Annotated in this window: 17 protein-coding genes; 7 read left to right on the top strand and 10 right to left on the bottom strand. The window is 36.9% G+C overall.

What is annotated here, in order from left to right; genetic code table 11:
- Positions 1–13: 13 nt before the first annotated feature.
- On the bottom strand, positions 14–3,019 hold the full coding sequence (locus D0T85_RS02385; RefSeq protein WP_163209816.1) for a TonB-dependent receptor: 3,006 nt from the start codon (positions 3,017–3,019) through the stop codon (positions 14–16).
- Between the two features lie 309 nt (positions 3,020–3,328).
- Here D0T85_RS02385 and D0T85_RS02380 point away from each other — a divergent pair, with 309 nt between their 5' ends.
- Both D0T85_RS02380 and D0T85_RS02375 read left to right on the top strand, forming a co-directional pair.
- A complete protein-coding gene (locus tag D0T85_RS02380; RefSeq protein WP_163209814.1) occupies positions 3,329–4,339 on the top strand; it encodes a LacI family DNA-binding transcriptional regulator in 1,011 nt (336 codons plus the stop codon).
- A 180-nt stretch (positions 4,340–4,519) separates the two neighbouring features.
- Entirely contained in the window at positions 4,520–5,836 is a 1,317-nt protein-coding gene (locus tag D0T85_RS02375; protein ID WP_163209812.1) for an SLC45 family MFS transporter, read from the top strand.
- Between the two features lie 259 nt (positions 5,837–6,095).
- On the opposite strand, the gene D0T85_RS02370 is transcribed toward D0T85_RS02375, so the two are convergent.
- The 4 genes from D0T85_RS02370 to D0T85_RS02355 all read right to left on the bottom strand — a co-directional run bounded on the left by D0T85_RS02370 (position 6,096) and on the right by D0T85_RS02355 (position 14,038).
- On the bottom strand, positions 6,096–7,136 hold the full coding sequence (locus tag D0T85_RS02370) for a tyrosine-protein phosphatase (RefSeq protein ID WP_163209810.1): 1,041 nt from the start codon (positions 7,134–7,136) through the stop codon (positions 6,096–6,098).
- A 44-nt stretch (positions 7,137–7,180) separates the two neighbouring features.
- Positions 7,181–8,773, bottom strand: coding sequence for a tetratricopeptide repeat protein (locus D0T85_RS02365; RefSeq protein ID WP_163209808.1), 1,593 nt, complete (start codon positions 8,771–8,773; stop codon positions 7,181–7,183).
- Positions 8,774–8,858: 85 nt separating this feature from the next.
- Positions 8,859–12,905 (bottom strand): hybrid sensor histidine kinase/response regulator transcription factor, encoded by a 4,047-nt coding sequence (locus tag D0T85_RS02360; protein WP_163209806.1) that lies wholly within the window; start codon positions 12,903–12,905, stop codon positions 8,859–8,861.
- A gap of 134 nt (positions 12,906–13,039) precedes the next feature.
- Entirely contained in the window at positions 13,040–14,038 is a 999-nt protein-coding gene (locus D0T85_RS02355) for a class II fructose-bisphosphate aldolase (RefSeq protein ID WP_163209804.1), read from the bottom strand.
- Between the two features lie 262 nt (positions 14,039–14,300).
- Here D0T85_RS02355 and D0T85_RS02350 point away from each other — a divergent pair, with 262 nt between their 5' ends.
- Positions 14,301–14,756 carry a hypothetical protein gene (locus D0T85_RS02350; RefSeq protein WP_163209802.1) on the top strand — a complete coding sequence of 152 codons (456 nt, stop codon included), beginning with the start codon at positions 14,301–14,303 and terminating at the stop codon, positions 14,754–14,756.
- A gap of 110 nt (positions 14,757–14,866) precedes the next feature.
- Here D0T85_RS02350 and D0T85_RS02345 read toward each other — a convergent pair whose 3' ends face one another.
- Entirely contained in the window at positions 14,867–15,007 is a 141-nt protein-coding gene (locus D0T85_RS02345) for a hypothetical protein (protein WP_163209800.1), read from the bottom strand.
- A gap of 126 nt (positions 15,008–15,133) precedes the next feature.
- On the opposite strand from D0T85_RS02345, the gene D0T85_RS02340 reads away from it, so the two are divergent.
- Positions 15,134–15,493, top strand: a complete 360-nt coding sequence (locus tag D0T85_RS02340) for a helix-turn-helix transcriptional regulator (protein ID WP_163209798.1) — start codon at positions 15,134–15,136, stop codon at positions 15,491–15,493.
- A 10-nt stretch (positions 15,494–15,503) separates the two neighbouring features.
- On the opposite strand, the gene D0T85_RS02335 is transcribed toward D0T85_RS02340, so the two are convergent.
- Positions 15,504–16,523, bottom strand: coding sequence for an endonuclease/exonuclease/phosphatase family protein (locus tag D0T85_RS02335; RefSeq protein ID WP_163209796.1), 1,020 nt, complete (start codon positions 16,521–16,523; stop codon positions 15,504–15,506).
- Positions 16,524–16,733: 210 nt separating this feature from the next.
- On the opposite strand from D0T85_RS02335, the gene D0T85_RS02330 reads away from it, so the two are divergent.
- Positions 16,734–16,988 carry a type B 50S ribosomal protein L31 gene (locus D0T85_RS02330; protein WP_163209794.1) on the top strand — a complete coding sequence of 85 codons (255 nt, stop codon included), beginning with the start codon at positions 16,734–16,736 and terminating at the stop codon, positions 16,986–16,988.
- Positions 16,989–17,091: 103 nt separating this feature from the next.
- Here D0T85_RS02330 and D0T85_RS02325 read toward each other — a convergent pair whose 3' ends face one another.
- A complete protein-coding gene (locus D0T85_RS02325) occupies positions 17,092–17,532 on the bottom strand; it encodes a hypothetical protein (protein ID WP_163209792.1) in 441 nt (146 codons plus the stop codon).
- Between the two features lie 237 nt (positions 17,533–17,769).
- Positions 17,770–18,753 (bottom strand): toxin-antitoxin system YwqK family antitoxin, encoded by a 984-nt coding sequence (locus D0T85_RS02320; RefSeq protein ID WP_163209790.1) that lies wholly within the window; start codon positions 18,751–18,753, stop codon positions 17,770–17,772.
- 137 nt (positions 18,754–18,890) lie between these two features.
- Between D0T85_RS02320 and D0T85_RS02315 the strand changes: the two genes are divergently transcribed.
- Positions 18,891–19,328: a copper resistance protein NlpE gene (locus tag D0T85_RS02315; protein ID WP_163209788.1), complete on the top strand. Its 438-nt coding sequence runs from the start codon at positions 18,891–18,893 to the stop codon at positions 19,326–19,328.
- Here D0T85_RS02315 and D0T85_RS02310 read toward each other — a convergent pair.
- Entirely contained in the window at positions 19,325–19,975 is a 651-nt protein-coding gene (locus D0T85_RS02310) for an HAD-IA family hydrolase (RefSeq protein ID WP_163209786.1), read from the bottom strand. The genes D0T85_RS02315 and D0T85_RS02310 overlap by 4 nt on opposite strands.
- A 120-nt stretch (positions 19,976–20,095) precedes the next feature.
- On the opposite strand from D0T85_RS02310, the gene D0T85_RS02305 reads away from it, so the two are divergent.
- A complete protein-coding gene (locus D0T85_RS02305) occupies positions 20,096–20,431 on the top strand; it encodes a phage holin family protein (protein ID WP_163209769.1) in 336 nt (111 codons plus the stop codon).
- Positions 20,432–20,493 lie beyond the last annotated feature (62 nt).

Below are 20,493 nucleotides of genomic sequence, written 5' to 3'. Positions count from 1 at the left end.
TGCTGTTTAACAATCAAAACTGTAGACTAACACCTAACATAAAAGTTGTTGGACGAGGATAAATATTGTTATCAATACCTCCACTGATTTCCGGATCAAGTCCATCATATTTTGTAATCACAAATGGATTCTGCACAGTTGCATAAACACGTCCCTGAATACCTTTATAGGCTGCATTTTTAAGCAGATCACTGAAAGAGTAACCTAATGTTATGTTATCGCAACGCAAAAAAGAAGCATTCTGAACAAAGTAATCGGACATATAATAATTTCCGGTACCTGTGAATCCTAAGTTTATAGCATCCAACGGACGGTTTGAATAAAAACCGGAAGTAGACCACATACCAGAAGTAGAAACATTAGCACGGTTGGCTATCACATCATTATATACATAATTATTAAAACTGGCACGAAGTGCAAAACTAAAATCCCATTGTTTCCAAATCATCTTAGAAGTCAATCCCATTAACACATCGGCAGCAGGTTTCTTGTAGATGTAACGGTCAGAGTCATTAATAATGCCATCACCATTACGGTCAACAAAAAGATTTTCAATAGGTTTTCCGTTTTCATATACCTGTTGATAAACATAAAATGAACTTGCAGCCTCACCGACCTTGTGTGCTTGAATAGTAGAGCCAGTACCCTGCGAAATACCTCCGGTCTCTACATAGTAACCAGCATCAGAACCACCAGTCAGTTTAGTGATTTCGTTCTTGTTGTATGTTAGGTTGTAAGTCAAGTCCCAAGTGAAGTCTTTGGATACGATTGGCTTACCTGTAATTGAGAACTCAAAACCTTTATTCTCTAAGTTTCCGATATTGCTCAACAGCATTGTGTTGAAGTTTGTTCCTGCTGCAATCTTAACCTCGTTCAACAGATCTTTGGTTTCGCGGAAATAGTAATCCAATGAACCAGTAATACGTCCATTAAGGAATCCAAAATCAATACCAGCATTCCAGGTTGTTGTTTCTTCCCATTTCAATGTGCTGTTGTATGCACTTGGACGCGAAGTTTCTACTACTTCATCTCCAAACATATAGTATCCACCAGTCTTATTACCAACGTATTGGGGTAGATATGGAAAATCTTTATCGCTAATGTTCTGCTGTCCAGTCATACCCCAGCCTAAACGTAGTTTCAAATCGGAAAGTAAATCTACATTTTTAAGGAAAGACTCTTCTTTCAACTTCCACCCCAAAGCAACAGATGGGAAAGTTCCCCAACGATTGCCATCGGCATCAGAGAAACGAGAAGTTCCATCACGACGAACGGTTGCTGTTAACAAGTATTTGTCAAGAAGCGTATAATTGATACGTCCAAAGTATGACACCAGCGAACTATGAGCTCCATATCGATCATCTTTTGCATCCTTTGCCACACCTGTTTCAAAATCGGCACCCTGTCCGTAAATGCGCCATGTGCGATGAAAGTGTTGTTGCTCAGCACCAACCATAACATCAACAAAGTGTACACCCAAATCTTTGGTGTATTGCAAATAAGCATTACCTGAAAGGTTATATTTATATTCCTCAGTAGCACCATTCCATCCATAATAATGGTTAGAGTAAGCATAAGGAGATATTATTGTGGTTTGTGTACCTTCCGAATAGTCGCCACCCAAATTAGCATGAATGCGCATATCGGGGAAGAAGTGAAATTTATAATCAACCTCAACATTACCAACATAGCTCTGCGATTTAGCCCTATCATTTTTTTGATTTAATAAAGCAACTGGGTTTTGAGGTGCAAGAGAATTTACTGTTAATGGCCAGTTGTCACTTGGAAACTCTGATCCTGTAGTCCATTGCCAATATCCACCAAAATTATCATAACCAGTATCCGTTATTGGACGAGTTGGGTCCATTGTTGCAGCAGAACCAATAGCGCCACCATCGGCATATCGGTTCTTTCCATACATTCCTTTTGCATTGATATTCAATTTTAAATGATCGGCAAAGAATGTAGGCGAAAGATTCAAAGAAGCAGTAAACCGTTCGAAACTAGATGTTTTCACAATACCGTTTTGGTCAGTATAGCCCAAAGATACACGGTAAGGCATATTTTTGAAACCGCCCGATATGGTTAAATTATGGTCGTGACTGATAGCAGTACGGTAAATCTCGTCTTGCCAATTGGTGTTGGCTGTGCCCAAAGCATAAGGCAACTTATCTTCACCACCAAAAAGATTAGTAACATACTCACGATATTCATCACCATTCATCACATCAAGTTTGGAACGAATGATACCTGCCGAAACATTTCCATTATAACTTACTTTGGGTTTAGAACCTACAGCACCTTTCTTGGTAGTAATAATAATTACACCATTAGATGCACGCGAACCATAAATAGCTGTAGCTGAAGCATCTTTCAGTACAGTAAATGTTTCAATATCATTTGGGTTAACCATAGATAAAGCATTTGGCATACCTTTAACACCATCATTATCCATAGCCAAACCATCAATAACAATCAAAGGATCGTTACTGGCATTTAAAGAAGAGCCTCCACGAATACGAATGGTTGAAGAACCACCAGGAGTACCACCATCGGATATAACACTAACTCCGGCAATCTTACCTGCAAGCATATCTTGGGCGTTAGTTGTTATCCCTTTACTTAATTGATCGGGCTTTATTGCTGTAACCGAACCAGTTGCATCATTCTTCTTCACCACACCATATCCTACTACCACCACCTCATCAAGTAACTCTGCATCATCTTGCAAAGTAATAGTAAGCGTAGCAGCCGCCTGAACCTCAGCAGCTTTATAGCCAATAAAAGAAACTTCAATAGTTGAGTTTAGGGGAGCATTTAGTATAAAGTTGCCATCAATATCGGTAATTGTACCGTTCGATGTACCTTTTACTACTACATTAGCGCCTATCACAGGCTCGCCAAGTGCATCTTTTACATGCCCTTTAACAGCAACCTGCTGCGCATAAGCACTTAACGACAAGAATAACCCCAGCAGGGGAAGAATCACTCGAAGGATTCTAAGATTAACTTGCTTCATGCAATTTAAAATTAAAGTTAACAATATAATTTATTAGGAATTCTCAAAGATCGACAGGGGATGATCAGTTCCCTTTTAACGACAGAACAAAAATAAAGGTTACTTGGTTTTCAATAATAAGATTTTGTTTAAATGTTTACTTACGGCTATGCAATCGTTTGCACTAAGTTGCAGAGATGAATATGCCTCATAATTAAACAATTATATAAATATCGTACTATTTTTGTATAACAAGATCAGGGGTTAACGTTTTTTATTTTGCCATTCCTCTGAGATTGTGATACCTTTGACTGATATAAGTTTTATACCATGAATAAACCGCAGATTACAATTAAGGATATTGCCCGGGCTTTGGGGGTTTCACCCTCTACGGTTTCGCGCGCATTGAAAAACAATCCCGACATTAGTCAGGAAACACGGGATTTGATTAATGAATATGCGCGCGAACATAATTATAAGCCCAATGCTTTGGCGCTGAATCTACGAACAAGCCGGTCGAACACCATTGGGGTAATTATTCCACAACTGGTTCACCACTTTTTTTCGTGTGTGCTTAGTGGAATTGAAGCAACTGCCGCAAAAGCCGGATACAATATTCTGGTAGCACAGAGTAACGAAAGGTACGAGCAGGAAGTAAAAATAGTGCACTCGTTTCTTGAAGCAAGGGTTTGTGGTGTTATTACATCGCTGGCTAAAGATACTACTCAATACGATCATTATCAGGAACTTTTAAACAACAATATACCGATTGTGTTTTACGACCGAATATGTACCGGCATAAATACGGAACGTGTGGTAGTTGATGATTATGCCGGTGCATTTGCTGCTGTTGAATATATGATTCAAACAGGATGTAAACGCATATTCTTTTATAGTAGTCCACCTCATCTGGAAATATCGAAAAACAGACGGAACGGATATCTGGATGCTATGAAGAAATATAAAATACCGGTAGACGATAGTATGATTAAGTATTGCGATACCCGCGAACAAGCAATTGCCGCCACTCCTGATATTCTGGAGGAAGACAACAGACCGGATGGTTTCTTTGCGATAAACGACGAAACAGCTTCTGGTATTTTATATGCCTGCAAATTGGTTGGTGTTAAAGTACCCGATGAAGTTTCGATTTGCGGGTTTACTGATGGGGCTATAGCACAGAACACCGATCCTAAACTAACCACTGTTGAACAACATGGGGAAGAAATAGGCAAAAGTGCCATTGATATCTTAATCAACAAGATTGAAGATGATAGTGAGAAAAAGAGTCCCAATAGAATTGTACGTACAAATTTAGTAGTAAGAGGAACTACGAAATAATGTGCTAATATGCCAATGTGCCAATAAAACAATACAATGAATTAATGAGATAAATATAACCGCCATGCGCCAGCCAATTAACCTATTGGCACATTGGCATATTGGCACATTAAATTAACCGGCCATGCGCCAGCCAATTAACCCATTGGCACATTGGCATATTGGCACATTAAAAACATCATGAATTTAAAAGCAAAACCCGATTTAAGTTTTTGGAAACTCTGGAACCTGAGCTTTGGTTTCTTTGGTGTACAAATAGCTTATGCATTACAAAGTGCAAATATCAGTCGTATATTTGCAACTCTTGGAGCCGACCCTCACAATCTTAGCTATTTCTGGATTCTTCCGCCACTAGCAGGAATTATAGTACAACCTATTGTTGGATCGGCAAGTGATAAAACATGGACACGCTTCGGACGTCGGATTCCCTATTTGTTTATTGGGGCCTTCGTTGCCGTATTGGTAATGTGCCTGCTTCCCAATGCCGGAAGTTTTGGAATGACTGTAACAACTGCAATGATGTTTGGTTTGGTATCTCTTATGTTTTTAGACACTGGCGTTAATATGGCTATGCAACCTTTCAAAATGCTGGTTGGAGATATGGTAAACGAAAAGCAAAAAGGTTTAGCTTATTCCATACAAAGTTTCCTTGTAAATGCAGGAAGCCTTTTGGGTTATTTATTACCGCTTCTTTTTACAGCAGTTGGAATTGCCAATGTAGCTGCTCCGGGTATAATTCCTGATTCGGTTATCTTCTCTTTCTATATTGGTGCCGCAATTTTAGTGCTTTGTGTATTGTACACAGTAATTAAAGTAAAAGAGATGCCTCCGAAGGAGTACGAAGAGTTCCACGGTATTACAGAAGCCGAAAAGAAAGAAAAAACAAATCTTCTATATCTTTTAAAACATGCTCCCAAAGTATTCTGGACGGTTGGATTAGTTCAGTTCTTCTGCTGGGCGGCATTTATGTATATGTGGACATATACCAACGGGGCAATTGCAGATACTGTATGGGGTACCACCGATGCACATAGCGAAGGATATCAAAATGCAGGAAACTGGGTGGGTGTATTATTTGCTGTTCAGGCAGTTGGATCTGTTTTATGGGCTATAGTACTTCCTTTCTTCAAATCCAGAAGATTTTCTTATTCATTAAGTTTGGTACTGGGAGGTATTGGTTTTATTTCGACCCTATTTTTCCATAATCAATATATGTTGTTTATATCCTATTTCTTAATTGGTTGTGCATGGGCTGCAATGCTTGCCATACCTTTCACGATTCTTACTAACTCTATTTCGGGTAAGAACATGGGGGCTTATCTGGGATTATTCAATGGAACAATATGTATTCCGCAAATTGCTGCTGCTGTTGTAGGAGGAGGTTTATTGCATCTGGTTGGTGGTAAGCAAGTTAACATGCTTGTACTTGCTGGTATTTTATTGTTTATTGGTGCATGTTGTGTTTATCTGGTAAAGGAGAAAAGAGAAGTGAAGTAAAGTGCTTTTGTTCTTTGATTATCAGGCACTTTCCGGCGTAATAGTCCAAACTATTCTGCCGGAAAGTCCAGTTATTTCCACCGAAAAGTCCAAACTTCGGGGCAAGCTAATAGACCTAGGATTTTGTGCTATATAGACGAGCACCCTTGTGCTATATAGACGAAGGGGTCGAAGCTATATAGAACAAGGGTGCTTAGCTATATAGACGGAAACCACTCTTCTATATAGCAAATTCTATTATCCAAATATTCATTTTTGATTAATACAGATACATATCTCTGAATTTATCTATATCTACATTCAACACATTCGTAAGGAAATCCTCTATACTTCCATACTCTTCTTTAATGCGTTGTAGCCCAGCACCAATAAACTCTGCTTTTACCTGAAACAGAGATTTTAGCTGCGGATGCCGTTCTACATATTTTGCGTATTTATCAACAATATACTGATTAGACAATAAATAATCTTCCATAATCCGCTCCTCGCTTACCCCAAGGGCAGATAATACCAAAGCTGCTGCCATTCCTGTACGATCTTTCCCGGCCGAACAATGAAACATCAGTGGCACATTGCGTTCATCTTGCAGCAAAGCAAAAAAATCTTTAAATCGCAGAATGCCTGCATCTTCGGTTATCATCATTGCATTTATCTGCATCATTACAGTATCCATATTCATATGCAACAAATCAGATAATTCACCTGCTGCTGTACTCAAGTTTCCCGGATTAATAGAATAAGGATAACTCTTTATGGTGCTTGCCGGAAGTTTATCAGGCGCAGATTGCATTTCGGCTTCGGAACGGAAATCAACAATAGAAACAATAGGGATAGAAGATAAATATTGTAAATCGGCATCTGTAAGCATATTCAAATCATCGGAGCGAAATATTTTGCCCCATTTGGTATACCGGCCCTCTTTATTTTTAATACCACCAAGATCACGGAAATTATAACCACCCGTCATTGGTAAATGACGCTCGGCCACAATTGCTTTTCCTTTGTTAGTTTGCAAAAGGAAATAACTACGTACCGAATCGGGTGCATCAATATGAAATGTTCCTTTTTCATTGCCCCACAAAACCGGAGCAGACAGGTCTATTTCATCAACCGATAAGCCTGCATAAAGTTTCCACTCCTCTGCTTTACTAATTGTAATTTTAGCGGCTTTTGTTTGTTTGTCACGGGTTATTTCGGCAAATCCGGAAATGTCATCACCTTCATACACTGCTTTTGGAGAATTATTACATGCTCCTGATACTATACTCATAAATAATAGTAAGATTAGATTTTGTTTCATAATCTACAAATTTATTTATAATTATTCATATAGCAAAAAATGCATTAAACAACAAAAACATAATTACTCAATAACTCTTCCAAATCTTTTGTACTTTTAAGATTGAGTTTTTTAACGAGTCTTTGTTTAAATTTATACTGGCTACTTTGTGTATAGTCCAGCAACATTGAAATTTCGGTTGTAGGAACTCTAAGAACAAACAAACAACACCAAATAATTTCTCTGTACGATATTTCGGGATAGTCTTTAGTTAACTTTTCGGGAAGAGCATTCAGTTTACGATTCATCTTATCAATGAATTTACTTTCGTTGTTGTAGTGCAAAACCTCTTCATAAACTTTTTTATCAATGTCAACTCTTTCTTCAAATTTAGCATTACGCCGTTGTTCGGCATATTTGTTTTTAACCTGTTGTATTTCGTCAACAACTTCTTCTAACAACAGGCTATATTTCTTTCCTAATTCTTCTTTATAAACATTTACTTCTGTTTCTTTACGGTAAGTACGTTTGTGAAGGGTATAAAAAATGAAACCTGCAACAACAAGAATAAAAATAATCAGAATCACTAGCCATAAACGATGAGATTTGATTTTTTCCTTTTCAATTTGCGAGTAATGTACCTCTTCTATTAGTTTTATGTTAGGATTTTTTTCTAACTTTTCTATGGAATCTTTACATTGGTAGAATTTGCTTAAGTAGAGCTCTGTTTTTTCCTTATCATTTTTATTATAATATGTATTCGTAAGCACGCGATACAATGTACGTTCTATATAAATATCGTAAGGAAATTCAAACGCTTTGTTTACATATGCAATGACAGAATCGTATTCGCTCAGAGAAAAATAGGCATTTGCAATTGTATTATATCGTAGTGACTGATTGGTACTGAAATAAGGATATAGGATACTTTGTTTAGCATAATAAACTGTCGAATCATATTTTTCCATATAATTGTATATGCTTGCCAATTCTCTATATGCATCTCCTATTACCAGAGAATCAGCTGTTAAATCAATAGCTTTTAAAGTAGATTGAATAGCAGTATCATAATTACTCATTTGTACATTCACCCAACTGGATATCAGATACATTTTTGCCAGATTATCTATCTCATCTGTTTCGTTAAAGTGCTTCATTGACCGAGACACATAATCTAAAGCTTTTTCGTTTTCGCCTTGATTAACCGATATTTGTCCCAGATCGCAATAAATCTTTCCCAGCAAACTATGATCTTTTTTATGATTGGCTAGTTCCAATGCTTTCAACATATCCTGAATGGCGTTACCATATTCTCTTCTATCGCCACAATACCTGCCCCGATAAAAATAACTTGTAGCAAGCCTTTCTTTGTTTCCTTTCTTTTTGAAATAGTCGATAGAATAATCTATTAATTCTGTTGATGATAATACTACACCTTCTTTGTCGCATGCTTGAAAATAGAGTAATCCAAATAAGGCTTTCTCCTTATCAGTCATGTTTGGATAATCCTCGTCCAGGCTTTGCAAAATTAATAATGATGAATCAGAAGCATGAGCTAATTGTTTTTCTGCTTTCTGCAAATTGGAGTTGACATAAGAATTGCATCCCGAAAGAAAAAACAAAGCAACAAACAGATATAAGTAATAGATAGGTGCCATGTGTAAGTGCTATAAACAAAAGATTCCTTGTTTAGCCAGATTAATACCCGACTAAACAAGGATTGAATACGATTTTAACTGATACTTACTTTCTTTTCTCAATATCAGCCAGAATCTTTCTCTTATGCTGCTCACGATAGTTGCGGGGAGCCATTCCAAACTTCTGGGTGAATACTTTTACAAATGTTGTTTTATTATTAAATCCTGATTTCTCTATAATTTCATCAACCGGTAGTGAAGTAGAGATCAATAACGATTCAACAATGCTTAACCTGTATTCCCTGATTATTTCGTTCGGAGTTTTGCTGGTTATTTCCTTCAGTTTAGTATAGAAATCTTGCGAAGTATACCCCAGTTCATTGCAAACCAGTTCTACTGAAAGTTTAGGATTGGTAAGATTTGCATCTATTATAGCAATCATTTTATCGTAGAAGTCTTTATCGTCTTTGGTGGCGAAAGCTTCATCGCCCAATTCAAATTTACGATTCAATGAAGAAGTATATTGTTCCTGCAATTCTTTGTATTTCAGAATACGTTCAACTTCTGTTTCAATGATTTCCATATCGAATGGTTTTTCGATATACAGTTCTACACCTGCATCCATCGATCTGAATCTTTCATCAAGACTATTTTCCGATGCAAGTATCACGCAGGATATTTGCGAATTACTTTGGTCTTGCTTAATACTCTTAATCAGTTCAATTCCATCAGCATCGGTTAAATGGGCTTCCGAAATAACCAGTTTGTATTTATTTGTTTTTAGTAATTCTGGAATTGCTGCAACATCATTTTGTATATCCAAATTGTATTTTGATGCAAAATGATCGGCCAGTAACCATACCAACGAAGCATTGTTACTGATTAACATAATTGTCATTTTATCTGCATTTGCTTTACATACAGGCATTACTGGTGCCTTTGTTTCGGTATATACAGTAAGCGGTTTTTCATCTTCAATAATTACTGCTTCTTCATTTTCAATAACCAATTGAGGCAACTTCACAATGAAAGAAACACCTTCGCCCGATTCCTGTACTTTTACTTCGCCATTCAGCAGGTTTACCATGCCGGCACAATTAGCAAGAATTAGTTCATCGCGTACCGAGTATCCTTGTTTGCTACGTGCTTCAAGCATTTCGAGAACGGTTTTACGGTCGAACAGTTCTTTCAGTTTTTTCGCATCAACGTTCATTCCGTTTCCACTGATAACAAGTTGCAGATTGCTTTCATCGGCAGAGAGTTCCAAAGCAATAGTACCTTTGGTTTCGATGTGGGTGAAAGCATATGTCAGTAAATTACTGATAATATTTTTCAAACAATAGTTATCCGAATTCCAATAAATTTCACTATCAATCTTTATCTGGTAGTTAATGTTTTTTGCCTGTGTTTTATTTATAAAACTTTCTGCAATGGAGTCTGCTATTTCCGATACCGACAAGGTTTGTATTTGTGGTGTTCTTTCGCCGCTTTCCAGCATACGAAGCTCTGAAATGTCTCTCACAAACTCGTCTAGCTTAAGGGCATTCTGACGGATTACATTTGTATATGTATTCAGTTGCTGATCCGATTCCGACATTTCAACTATTTTCTTCGCCGGGTTCATTATCATGGTTAAAGCCGAATACACCTCGCTTGCCATACTTGCAAAGAACTGAAGTTTAACTTTGTTTGTTTCTTCCGAGAAACGACGTTCCAGTTGCTTTTTGTTTTGCCATACAGCAAACCAACGGGCAAAATAAACAATTGCAGCAAATAATAGTATGTAAAGTAAATAAGCCCAAACGCTTTTATAGAAAGGAGGAGTGATACGCATCTTCAAATTATAAGCCGGGCTTTCTTTTCCTGTTACATTGTTACGGTATTTAGTAGACAATGTATAGGTACCCGGATTTAAGTAAGTAAAGAAAGCTGTATTAGAAGTTCCATTATCTACCCAGTTATCGCTCTGCTCGTTCAGTTTATAGAAGTAGGTATATTCACCACCATCAATAAAGTCGTTAGCCACAAAAGATACAGCAAAAACATTCTGATCGTTTCCTAGTTTAAGTACTTCCGATTTTCTTTTTCCTGATAGGTAATCGTATATATTCTCTTGTTTTCCAAAGATTGAAAGACCGGTAAACTGAATTTCGGGTGTATAATCTTCGTGTGTAAATTCTGTTTCGTTTATAGTTACATATCCGTTCGATCCTCCAAAGAATAACATGTGGCTAACCGGATCTTTGTAATAAGCACCTTCTCCAAAATTAGCAATAACCTCATCGCCCGATTGTTTGCACAAATGTGGAGTAAGTCTTTGCAAGCTGAACTTCACAATTCCTCTGTTTGTAGTTAACCACAGATTCGATGAATTATCTTCCAGAATACCATTTATCATTTTAAATGGCAATCCGTTCTGATCGTTGTATACTGTTTTTTGATTGTTGTTAAGATTGGCAAGCCCGTTACCGGTTCCAAACCAGTATCCCTGATTGTTTTTATGAATAGCATAAATATTATTCAGCAATGATTTCTCTATTTTGTCGAACTGTATATTTTCCATTCTTTCCGAACGGCTATCCATTTTATAAACTCCTTTGCCCAAAGTTCCAAACCACACTGTATTGCTATCGTCTTTATAGGCTACAGTAAATTGATTTTCATCTGCATCGCCGTCGCCAATGGTAAATCGTTTTGCCTCAGCTACTACAGGTGTATCGGCAGTTCCTGCCACACGTACTTTTACAACTCCTTCGCCTGCGGTGGTAATCCATAAGGTTGTATCGTTCAACTCGCAAATGGAGCGTATCAGTTTCAAAGGCTTTTTCTGAGGTACTCCATCGGTTACAATCATCAGGTTTTTTAACCGTCGTTCGGCATAAGAGTAATAGTTAAGACCATTATCTGTTCCAACCCAGATTATATTGCGGTTACTTCCTTCCAGATCATACACCATATTACTACCTAAATAGCTATTGAAGCTGGTGAATTGTTCGGAACGGCTACCCGAATCTTTTTCAGGATCGTAATCGTACATATTCATAATTCCGTCTCCTGCAGTTGCCAACCAAAGTGTTTGATTTCTATCCAGATAGAAAGAAGTCAGCGGTGATCTTACAGAATTGGGTAAGGATGCAGATAATACTCCTTCTAATGATGAAGCTTCGTTAAAATACATGTATACTCCTTGTCCATTGGTACCAATCCATACAATATCCTGAAACCTGTCGGTTGTAAGAGAGAGCACACCTGTTTTCAACGAAATAGATTCAAGTTGGTACTTATTCCGCTGATCGGGCATATTCTTTATACGTAGCAGTCCACCATTGGCAAATCCTACAAAGAAATCATCTTTGTGCTTGATTATAGAAGATATTTCACCATATTTAAGAACATCTTCACGAATATCCTGAATATAATATTTGGTACGAGATGCTAAATTATACTCGAAGAAGGTAAGTGTGGCATCAACAAAATAAACAAAACCCTCATTGTAAAAGCACCACAACAAAGGTTCGGCATGCCTGAACTGGTTTGAAGCAGTTAACTTGAGTTCAGAGCCTTCATAGCTTATTGAAAAGCTACGATGATTGCCGTCGTCAGTAAATACCCATAGATTGTTGTTATTATCAACAAATATCTCCATTACACTATCAAAAGCAAGATCTCTGACAGGTACTTTTTTAAAGGTCTCGTTAGCCGACACATAATAGTTGATGAAATTATCTTCTTTCACCGCATAGATGTCGTTAGAAAGACCATAAGTTATTTTTGAATCCTGATTAAAACCTTCAAATTTTTCTGTTTTAAGCTTTTTATGATTCATTCTAAAAAGGCCTTGATTGGTTAGAACCCATAAAATATCATTCTCGGCCTCAAATATATCTACGATTACACTTCCGGCAAACGGACTGGTGGCGTCGTTGAATACCAAATTTCGGAAGTTTAATCCGTCGAAGGTGTTTATACCGTTGTTGGTTCCAAGCCATAATAACCCGTTACTATCCTGATAAACAGAAGATACGGTAGGATCGGACAAACCATCTTTAACCGAATATTGTCTGAGACTGGAAGCAAACGCCATGCTGCTACACAACAGAAAGAGGACTAAAAAATGAGACCGCTTCAGAGAACAAAAGAGATTGTTTTTCATCTGTACTGGAGTTTTAATAATTACTGCAAAATTAGCGTGTTAGCCTCATAAAAACAAAAAAGAAAGGAAATAAAAAAGAGGAATTATCCCAAACAGGATAATTCCTCTCTATCTTTTATAGTAAGAATCTATTCTTATTCTGCTTTTCCAGCCGATCCTAATACGTCTACAATTTTGTGAACATACAGTTTTTTCATGTTTTCGCGAGCCGGACCTAAGTATTTACGTGGGTCGAATTCAGCAGGTTGAGTAGCAAAAACTTCGCGAACGGCAGCAGTCATAGCCAAACGACTGTCTGAGTCGATATTGATTTTGCAAACAGCCGAAGCAGCAGCTTTACGAAGTTGTTCTTCAGGAATACCGATAGCATCTTTCAATGCACCACCGTATTTGTTGATTGTAGCAACTTCTTCTTGTGGAACTGATGATGCTCCGTGAAGAACGATTGGGAATCCGGGAAGTTCTTTTTCAACACCTTCCAACACATCGAAACGCAATGGAGGAGGAACCAATATACCTTCGGCATTACGAGTACATTGTTCTGGTTTGAATTTGTTAGCACCGTGAGATGTACCAATTGAAATAGCCAGACTGTCGCAACCTGTTTTAGTAACAAAGTCAACAACTTCTTCTGGTTTTGTATAAGTATGGTGTTCGGCAACTACATCATCTTCAACACCTGCCAATACGCCAAGTTCGCCTTCAACTGTTACGTCGAACTGGTGAGCATATTCAACAACTTTCTTTGTAAGAGCTACGTTTTCATCGTAAGGAAGATGAGAACCATCGATCATTACAGAAGAGAATCCCATGTCGATACATGATTTACATGTTTCGAAAGAATCACCATGGTCAAGGTGAAGTACGATTTGTGGTTTTTCCCAGCCTAGTTCTTTTGCATAAGCTACAGCACCTTCGGCCATATAACGAAGCAAAGTTTGGTTTGCATAGTTACGTGCACCTTTTGATACTTGCAGAATAACCGGAGATTTAGTTTCGGCTGCGGCCTGAACAATAGCCTGCAACTGTTCCATATTATTAAAGTTGAAAGCTGGAATTGCATATCCGCCTTCGATTGCTTTTGCGAACATTTCTCGTGTATTCACGAGACCTAAATCTTTGTAATTAATCATGTTTATAAAATATTTATTTGTTAGTGAATCAGAAATTCTGTGCAAAAGTACACATTATTGTTTGAATACAGAATAACAAACTCCGGATTTTAGCAAGGATTCACAGTCAATTTTAAGCAAAATGAAAACCAACTCTTATCATTTTATGCAAATTGCAAGGTAGAGGTTGCAAAATAACTTTTTCCAATTTGACACACCTTTTTCAAAAACCTGCCTTACTTTTGTACATGTCATTCAATTATTCACCCTTTAAAGTAAGATCATGAAAAGAATTCTTGTATCACTAACTGTTATTTTTTGTTTATGTATGGTTGCCAACGCTCAACAACGTTACACATGGAAACAGTATGGACTTTCATTTAGTGTACCCACTAATTTTAAAGTATTGGAAAACACTGCCGAAAGTTTTGAAGCTGAAAACAACAACATCCATTTAGCTATCGAAGTTATTGATTACGATGGAATTGACCCCGAAGACCTCGGCACTGCTTTAGGCACAATGGCTGTTGAACTAAAAATGAAAAATTCTGAGATAGGAGAACTTGCTCTGACTACTTTAGAGGGTGCTTTTATTGAAGGTGAAATAGATGGAGTTAATGTCTGTCTGGTTTTACTGTGCGACACAGAATCCAATATCGCATTATTGTCATCCATTACCTATGCTGATGGATTTGAACAACAAGCAACAAATATCGTTAACAGTTTCAGCATTAAATAATAATAGCAACGACCTCAACCTGTTCAAAGGACGGCCTTTTATGGTCGTCCTATTTTTATTCTTGCAAAGTTTCTATAACTTCCAAATCCAGCCTTACTGCTCATACCATCTTATTTATTTCCAGCTTCCTTCACCTTGCTACCTTTGTGGAATAAATTCATACGCTTTTCATAAAATACCAGATATGGAACAATGATTTCCAAATACGGAACACCCATTTCCATACTATATAATACATTTGTGTCAATCATTCAACCAATGTATTACATGAATAAAATTTCCTATTATGAAACACGAAGCCATCATTCACAACATCATTTACGGTTTGATACTAGTTATTAGTTTGGTACTAATCATCCTTAATTCTCCCAACTAATATGAACAATCCACTAATACTCAACCGCCGCTTACAACGGCTCATGGAAGAAACCCATATATATACCGAACCCCATATCAACCGTCGGCGTGTAGCCCATATGATATATACCAACGAGATGTATCTGCATAACACCATACGTCGGTATTATGGTTGTGCCTTCACCCATTATATAGTACGTTTGCGTATACAACATGCCATGCAGATGCTCCAAAACCCACAGTATAACAACCTCTCTATAGAAGCTATTGCACTGGATGCCGGATTTGGGTCACGTTTCACATTTCACCGCCTGTTCAAAGAATACTGCGGCATTACCCCTGATGGTTTCAGAAAGAGAATAAATACATCTAAGCAATAATGAGTACTGCTTATTTTTTCAAATAAATAATTGTTGGCAAATGATCACTATATCCATTCAACCATTCCCGGCCTCCATGTGTACGGAAAGGATAACCTTTGTACTTACCATCTTGTTGAAAAAGATAATCACGTGAAAATACTTCGTGCGATTCGTATTTTAGCCCCTTACCTACAAGCAAGTTACGTGAGAGAACAATCTGGTCGAAGAAATTCCACTTTCCACGGTATAGCAGTGTGCCCACGCCCTCATCTTCAAGGGTTGCCCACCAAGGATTGTAAAAGTCGCCTTCTACTACCTCAGCTATTGTTTTTCGGGCACCCAGGGTTATCATACTTTCGTCCATTGGGTCATCATTCATATCGCCCATTACAATTATTTTCAGATCAGGATGTGTGTTAGCTAACGAATCGGTGATCGCCCTCACCTGCCTGGCCGCCCAGATACGGGCAGGAGCGGCGGCTCCGCGCGATGGCCAGTGATTTACAATAAAGCATATTCTTTCTTTAGCTACTTTTCCTTCTACCAGCAAAAAACCACGTGTTTTATGTGTAGTATCATTATTAAATGGTTTATGGGGTATTAAAACAGAACTTTCAAGTTTAAACTGTTTAGGATCATATAATAATGCACAATCAATGCCACGCTTGTCTTCACCTTCAATGTGTACAATGCCGTACTTTGCGGCAGCAATAGCAGGTTGAATTACCAAATCGTTCAAAACATACCGGTTTTCTACTTCGGCCAAGCCAATTACTACAGGACCTTGCGGAGTTTTCGCGCAGGTGAGTTCGCTTAATACCTGTGCTATATTTGCCAACTTTGCCGTATACTTCTTTGTATTCCATTGGTTAGCACCATAAGGCAAGTATTCGGCATCGTTTTTCCCCGGATCGGGAACAGTATCAAATAAATTCTCTACATTATAAAATGCTACACTATAAAGACCTTTTGCTTTCTGTATTTTTTCTACAGAGCCGCAGCCATAACATATAAATATTATAAGACTAAAGATGACACAGTTTTTCATGATAACTCCTTTATAAAATTCTTTTTTGCCGCAGATATTCGCAGCTAACCTTCCTGCAAAAGTCACAAAAAAAACCGAGAAGATGTTTTTTTACCTGTCTTTTTTTTCTGTTCAAAACAAAAACATTATCTTTGCGCTCTGAAAGAGACCATTACACACTATTCTTACCAAATAGTTAACGAAATAATTAATAAAAAAACAAATACTGAAATGAAAAAAGGTATTCATCCAGAAAATTATCGTCCGGTGGTATTTAAAGATATGTCTAATGGAGATATGTTTTTATCACAATCAACAGTAAACACTAAAGAAACTATTGAGTTTGAAGGTGAAACTTATCCATTGGTAAAACTTGAAATCTCAAGTACTTCTCACCCATTCTACACTGGTAAATCTAAATTGGTAGATACAGCAGGACGTGTTGACAAGTTTATGAGCCGCTACGGTAATCGTAACAAGAAGTAATCTGAATTAAGAAGACAGATAAAAAAACAGGGGTTGTTCAATTGAGCAGCCCCTGTTTTTTTGTTATTAACTAACTATCTACCATGCAACACGTTCTAACCATCTATTTATTATCGTTATGCAACAAAATATAAAAGATTAAAGAGATAAAAAAGCCGATTCCTGCATTGGCATGCAGTACAACCCAGTTTTTAATTTCTATTTCTGGTTCAAATACAATAATGGTTATCAATAGCAGTAAGAACAATCCGCTGATAATAACAGTAAAAATGCCTTTAGTATCCAGTTTCTCTTTCGCTTTGGCAAAAAACCAGGGAGCAATTAACTGAATGTTGTATCCCACCAAACATAAACCGGCAAAAGCTGATATCCGGTGAACAAAACCAAATACCGTATCCAGATTTGTTTCCAGATTGAGGGAGTTTACATACAAAATACCAAATCCGGTAAGCAATGTTACCAAAAGGAAGATTACCATCAGTAAAACACTGGTTTTTACTACACTACCTTTTCTTACTATCTCTTCTTTAATTGGAGTCATCATAATTCAAGAAACATTAGATTAAACAGACTAAATTCTATTCAAAAATCACAGCTAAGGTTATAAACAAAGAACAACTATACAAAGTTGAGTAAAATAGAATAAATTTAGTAGGAGCGTATTGTACATTCATTGGTCCATTTTGTATTAAATAAAAAATTGAGAATTGAAAATAACCGTGTTACACGGTAATTTTCAATTCTCAATTCTCAATTTTCAACTCTAACAGAGTGAGCCTTTTTATTTGTAAGATGTATATTTCTTTTTTGTTCCGTTTTCGTATTCACCATCTTCTCTTACACTTCCATCTTCATTGTAATAAGCATACTTACCATTTCTCTTGCCATCGGTATAATTAAAGAGAGACTTTATTTTTCCGTTTGTTTTGTAGTAGAATTCTTTCTTTGGACCATCGAGTTTACCATTTTTATAGGTTTCAATATCACTTACAGTGCCATCGGTAAAGAATTTTTTGAGCTCACCATGCTTCTTTCCATCTTTATAAGAGATTTCGTTCTCAGGAAGTCCTTCGGCTTTATTGAACACCCATACTCCTTCTTCTTTTCCTTTCTTATATAAACCTTTCTTTTTAATTACCCCCGATTCGTAAGTCTCCGAATAAGGTCCGTCTAACAGTCCGTCAACATATTTACTTTCAATGGTATATAAACCGCGGTTGCTACTGATAAGTTGCACTTGTTTACCATGCTTCTTACCATCAACAAAATTCATTTCTGTAACAACATCTCCGGTTTCATAATTGTATATACGTTCAACTCCGTGCTCAAGCCCATCTTTGTATTCTTTTTCTTTATCTGGTTTACCATCAGTATAATAGGTTGTCCACATACCATCAGGTTTACCATCTACATAGTTCTTTTCTGCTTTTAAAGATGTTCCATCCGAATTAAATTCTTTAAACGTTCCGTGTTTGCGACCTTCTTTGTAAGTACCTTCTTCACTCAATTTATTATACTTGAAATGTTGATAAGTTCCATGGTAAAGTCCGTTTTGAAATTCGGCAAGGATATATTCGGAACGACGTCCATCGATAATACGTTGCTTACCTTCTACCGGAAGGTCTTCGCCTGTGGTACGAAATAGCAATCTTCCGTCGCCCATATTTATTACAGAAATATTTTCAACATTATAATCTGTTTGAGAATATGCACTCGAAACACAGAAACATAAAACAGTCGCAATAATTAATAGTTTGTTCATCATTTGTTCATTATTTATTTATAATTCTGCAAAAATAGTCATTTCAACTTAAACAAGATTATTTATATATCTGTTATATTAATAAACTGATACCTTTGTGAGATTAAACAACGAAATAACATTATTAGAAATTATATTTTATGAAAACAAAACTCGTTTTGGCTGTAATAGCTGTTTTGGCATTATCATTCTCTGGTTGTGGTAATAAGAATGCAAAAAGCAATGACAATACGCCCCCAATTGTTGATGCTGCACATAACTCGCGCAACTCACTTGATTATGAAGGAACATATACCGGAACAATGCCTTGTGCCGATTGCCCGGGTATAAAAGTTGAACTAACACTAAAAACCAACAGTTATACACTGAAAACTACCTACGAAGGAACAGAAGATAAAAGTAAGGATTTTATTGAAGGAGGGGAATTTGCATGGAATGAGGCTGGGTCAATCATCACCCTCAATAATGATAGTTGCCAGCAATATCAAGTTGGCGAAAACAAGTTGATTGCTCTCGACCTTAATGGGAAACGTATTACCGGCGATTTGGCCGATATGTATATTCTAAAAAAGAATTAACGTATTGCCTTTAAGAACTCTTCTCCCAGATTTGAAACAATTGCTTTATGCGGAAAAGTCATCAACTCTTCTCTGGTAGTAGCACCAGATGTTACTCCAACGAAATCTACTCCGGCTCTCATTGCTGTTTCGGCATCGATTGTACTATCTCCTACATAAAGAGTTTCATTCTGAGAGGATTGAAGTTTATCCAAAGCAAAATTTAAACCTTCCGGATGAGGTTTATGGAGTGTAACATCTTCGCCACCTACTATAATATCAAACAAATCGGAAGGGAAATGCAGATCAAGAAATTCAATTATCCGGAAACGGTATTTGGTAGAGATTATACCTATACGGATGCTATCATTCTTTAATTCATTCAGGGTAAATTTACTTTCGGGAAACAGGTATGTATTATCGCTCATATACAAGCTGGCTTCTTTTCCGTATTCATTTCGCAAGTTGATAAGCTCTTCGGGATTGGTAATACCTGTAAGAATACTGAATGATTCGTCCAAGGTTTTTCCAATGGTTCGTTTAATAGAATCATCGGTTATGTTTAGGAAATTATGATTTTGCAAAACATTTTGGAAACACTTTACAATACCGCGCGACGAATCGGCAAGGGTATAATCAAAATCAAATAGTACGGTAGAATATTTCATGAATTCTTTTTTTTGCAAATTTACGGAAACTAATTTATATATTTGCGCAAGAACAATTCAATAAGCCTGATTGTTGTTAGATAAATTAATTTAATATTCACACTAAAAAAACAAAATATTATGGGACTTATTTTAAGTATACTTATTTCGAGTGTAGCAGTATATTTTACAGCGTGGCTACTTCCTGGTATATCAGTTAAAAGTTATGGATCGGCTGTTTTAGTAGCCATTGTACTTGGTGTTCTTAATGCAATCGTAAAACCTGTTTTACAATTTCTATCGTTCCCTATTAACATTCTTACTCTGGGGCTATTTACTTTTGTTATCAATGCATTGATTATTATGCTGGCCAGTTGGATAATGGGAAACAACTTTCATGTTTCTAATTTCTGGTGGGCAATGTTATTCAGTATTATAGTTAGTTTGGTGAGTGGTATAATTGGTGGTATATTATAAGTTAAAGTAATCTTTGTTTTGCAGCCGTACCGGTAAATCCTTATACTTATGCTGAGGTTTTA

The organism is Bacteroides sp. 519 (genome assembly GCF_010500955.1).
Classification (GTDB): Bacteria; Bacteroidota; Bacteroidia; order Bacteroidales; family Bacteroidaceae; genus Bacteroides.
Note: the sequence above shows the minus strand (reverse complement) of the source record. Positions and strands in the feature narration are given on the sequence as shown.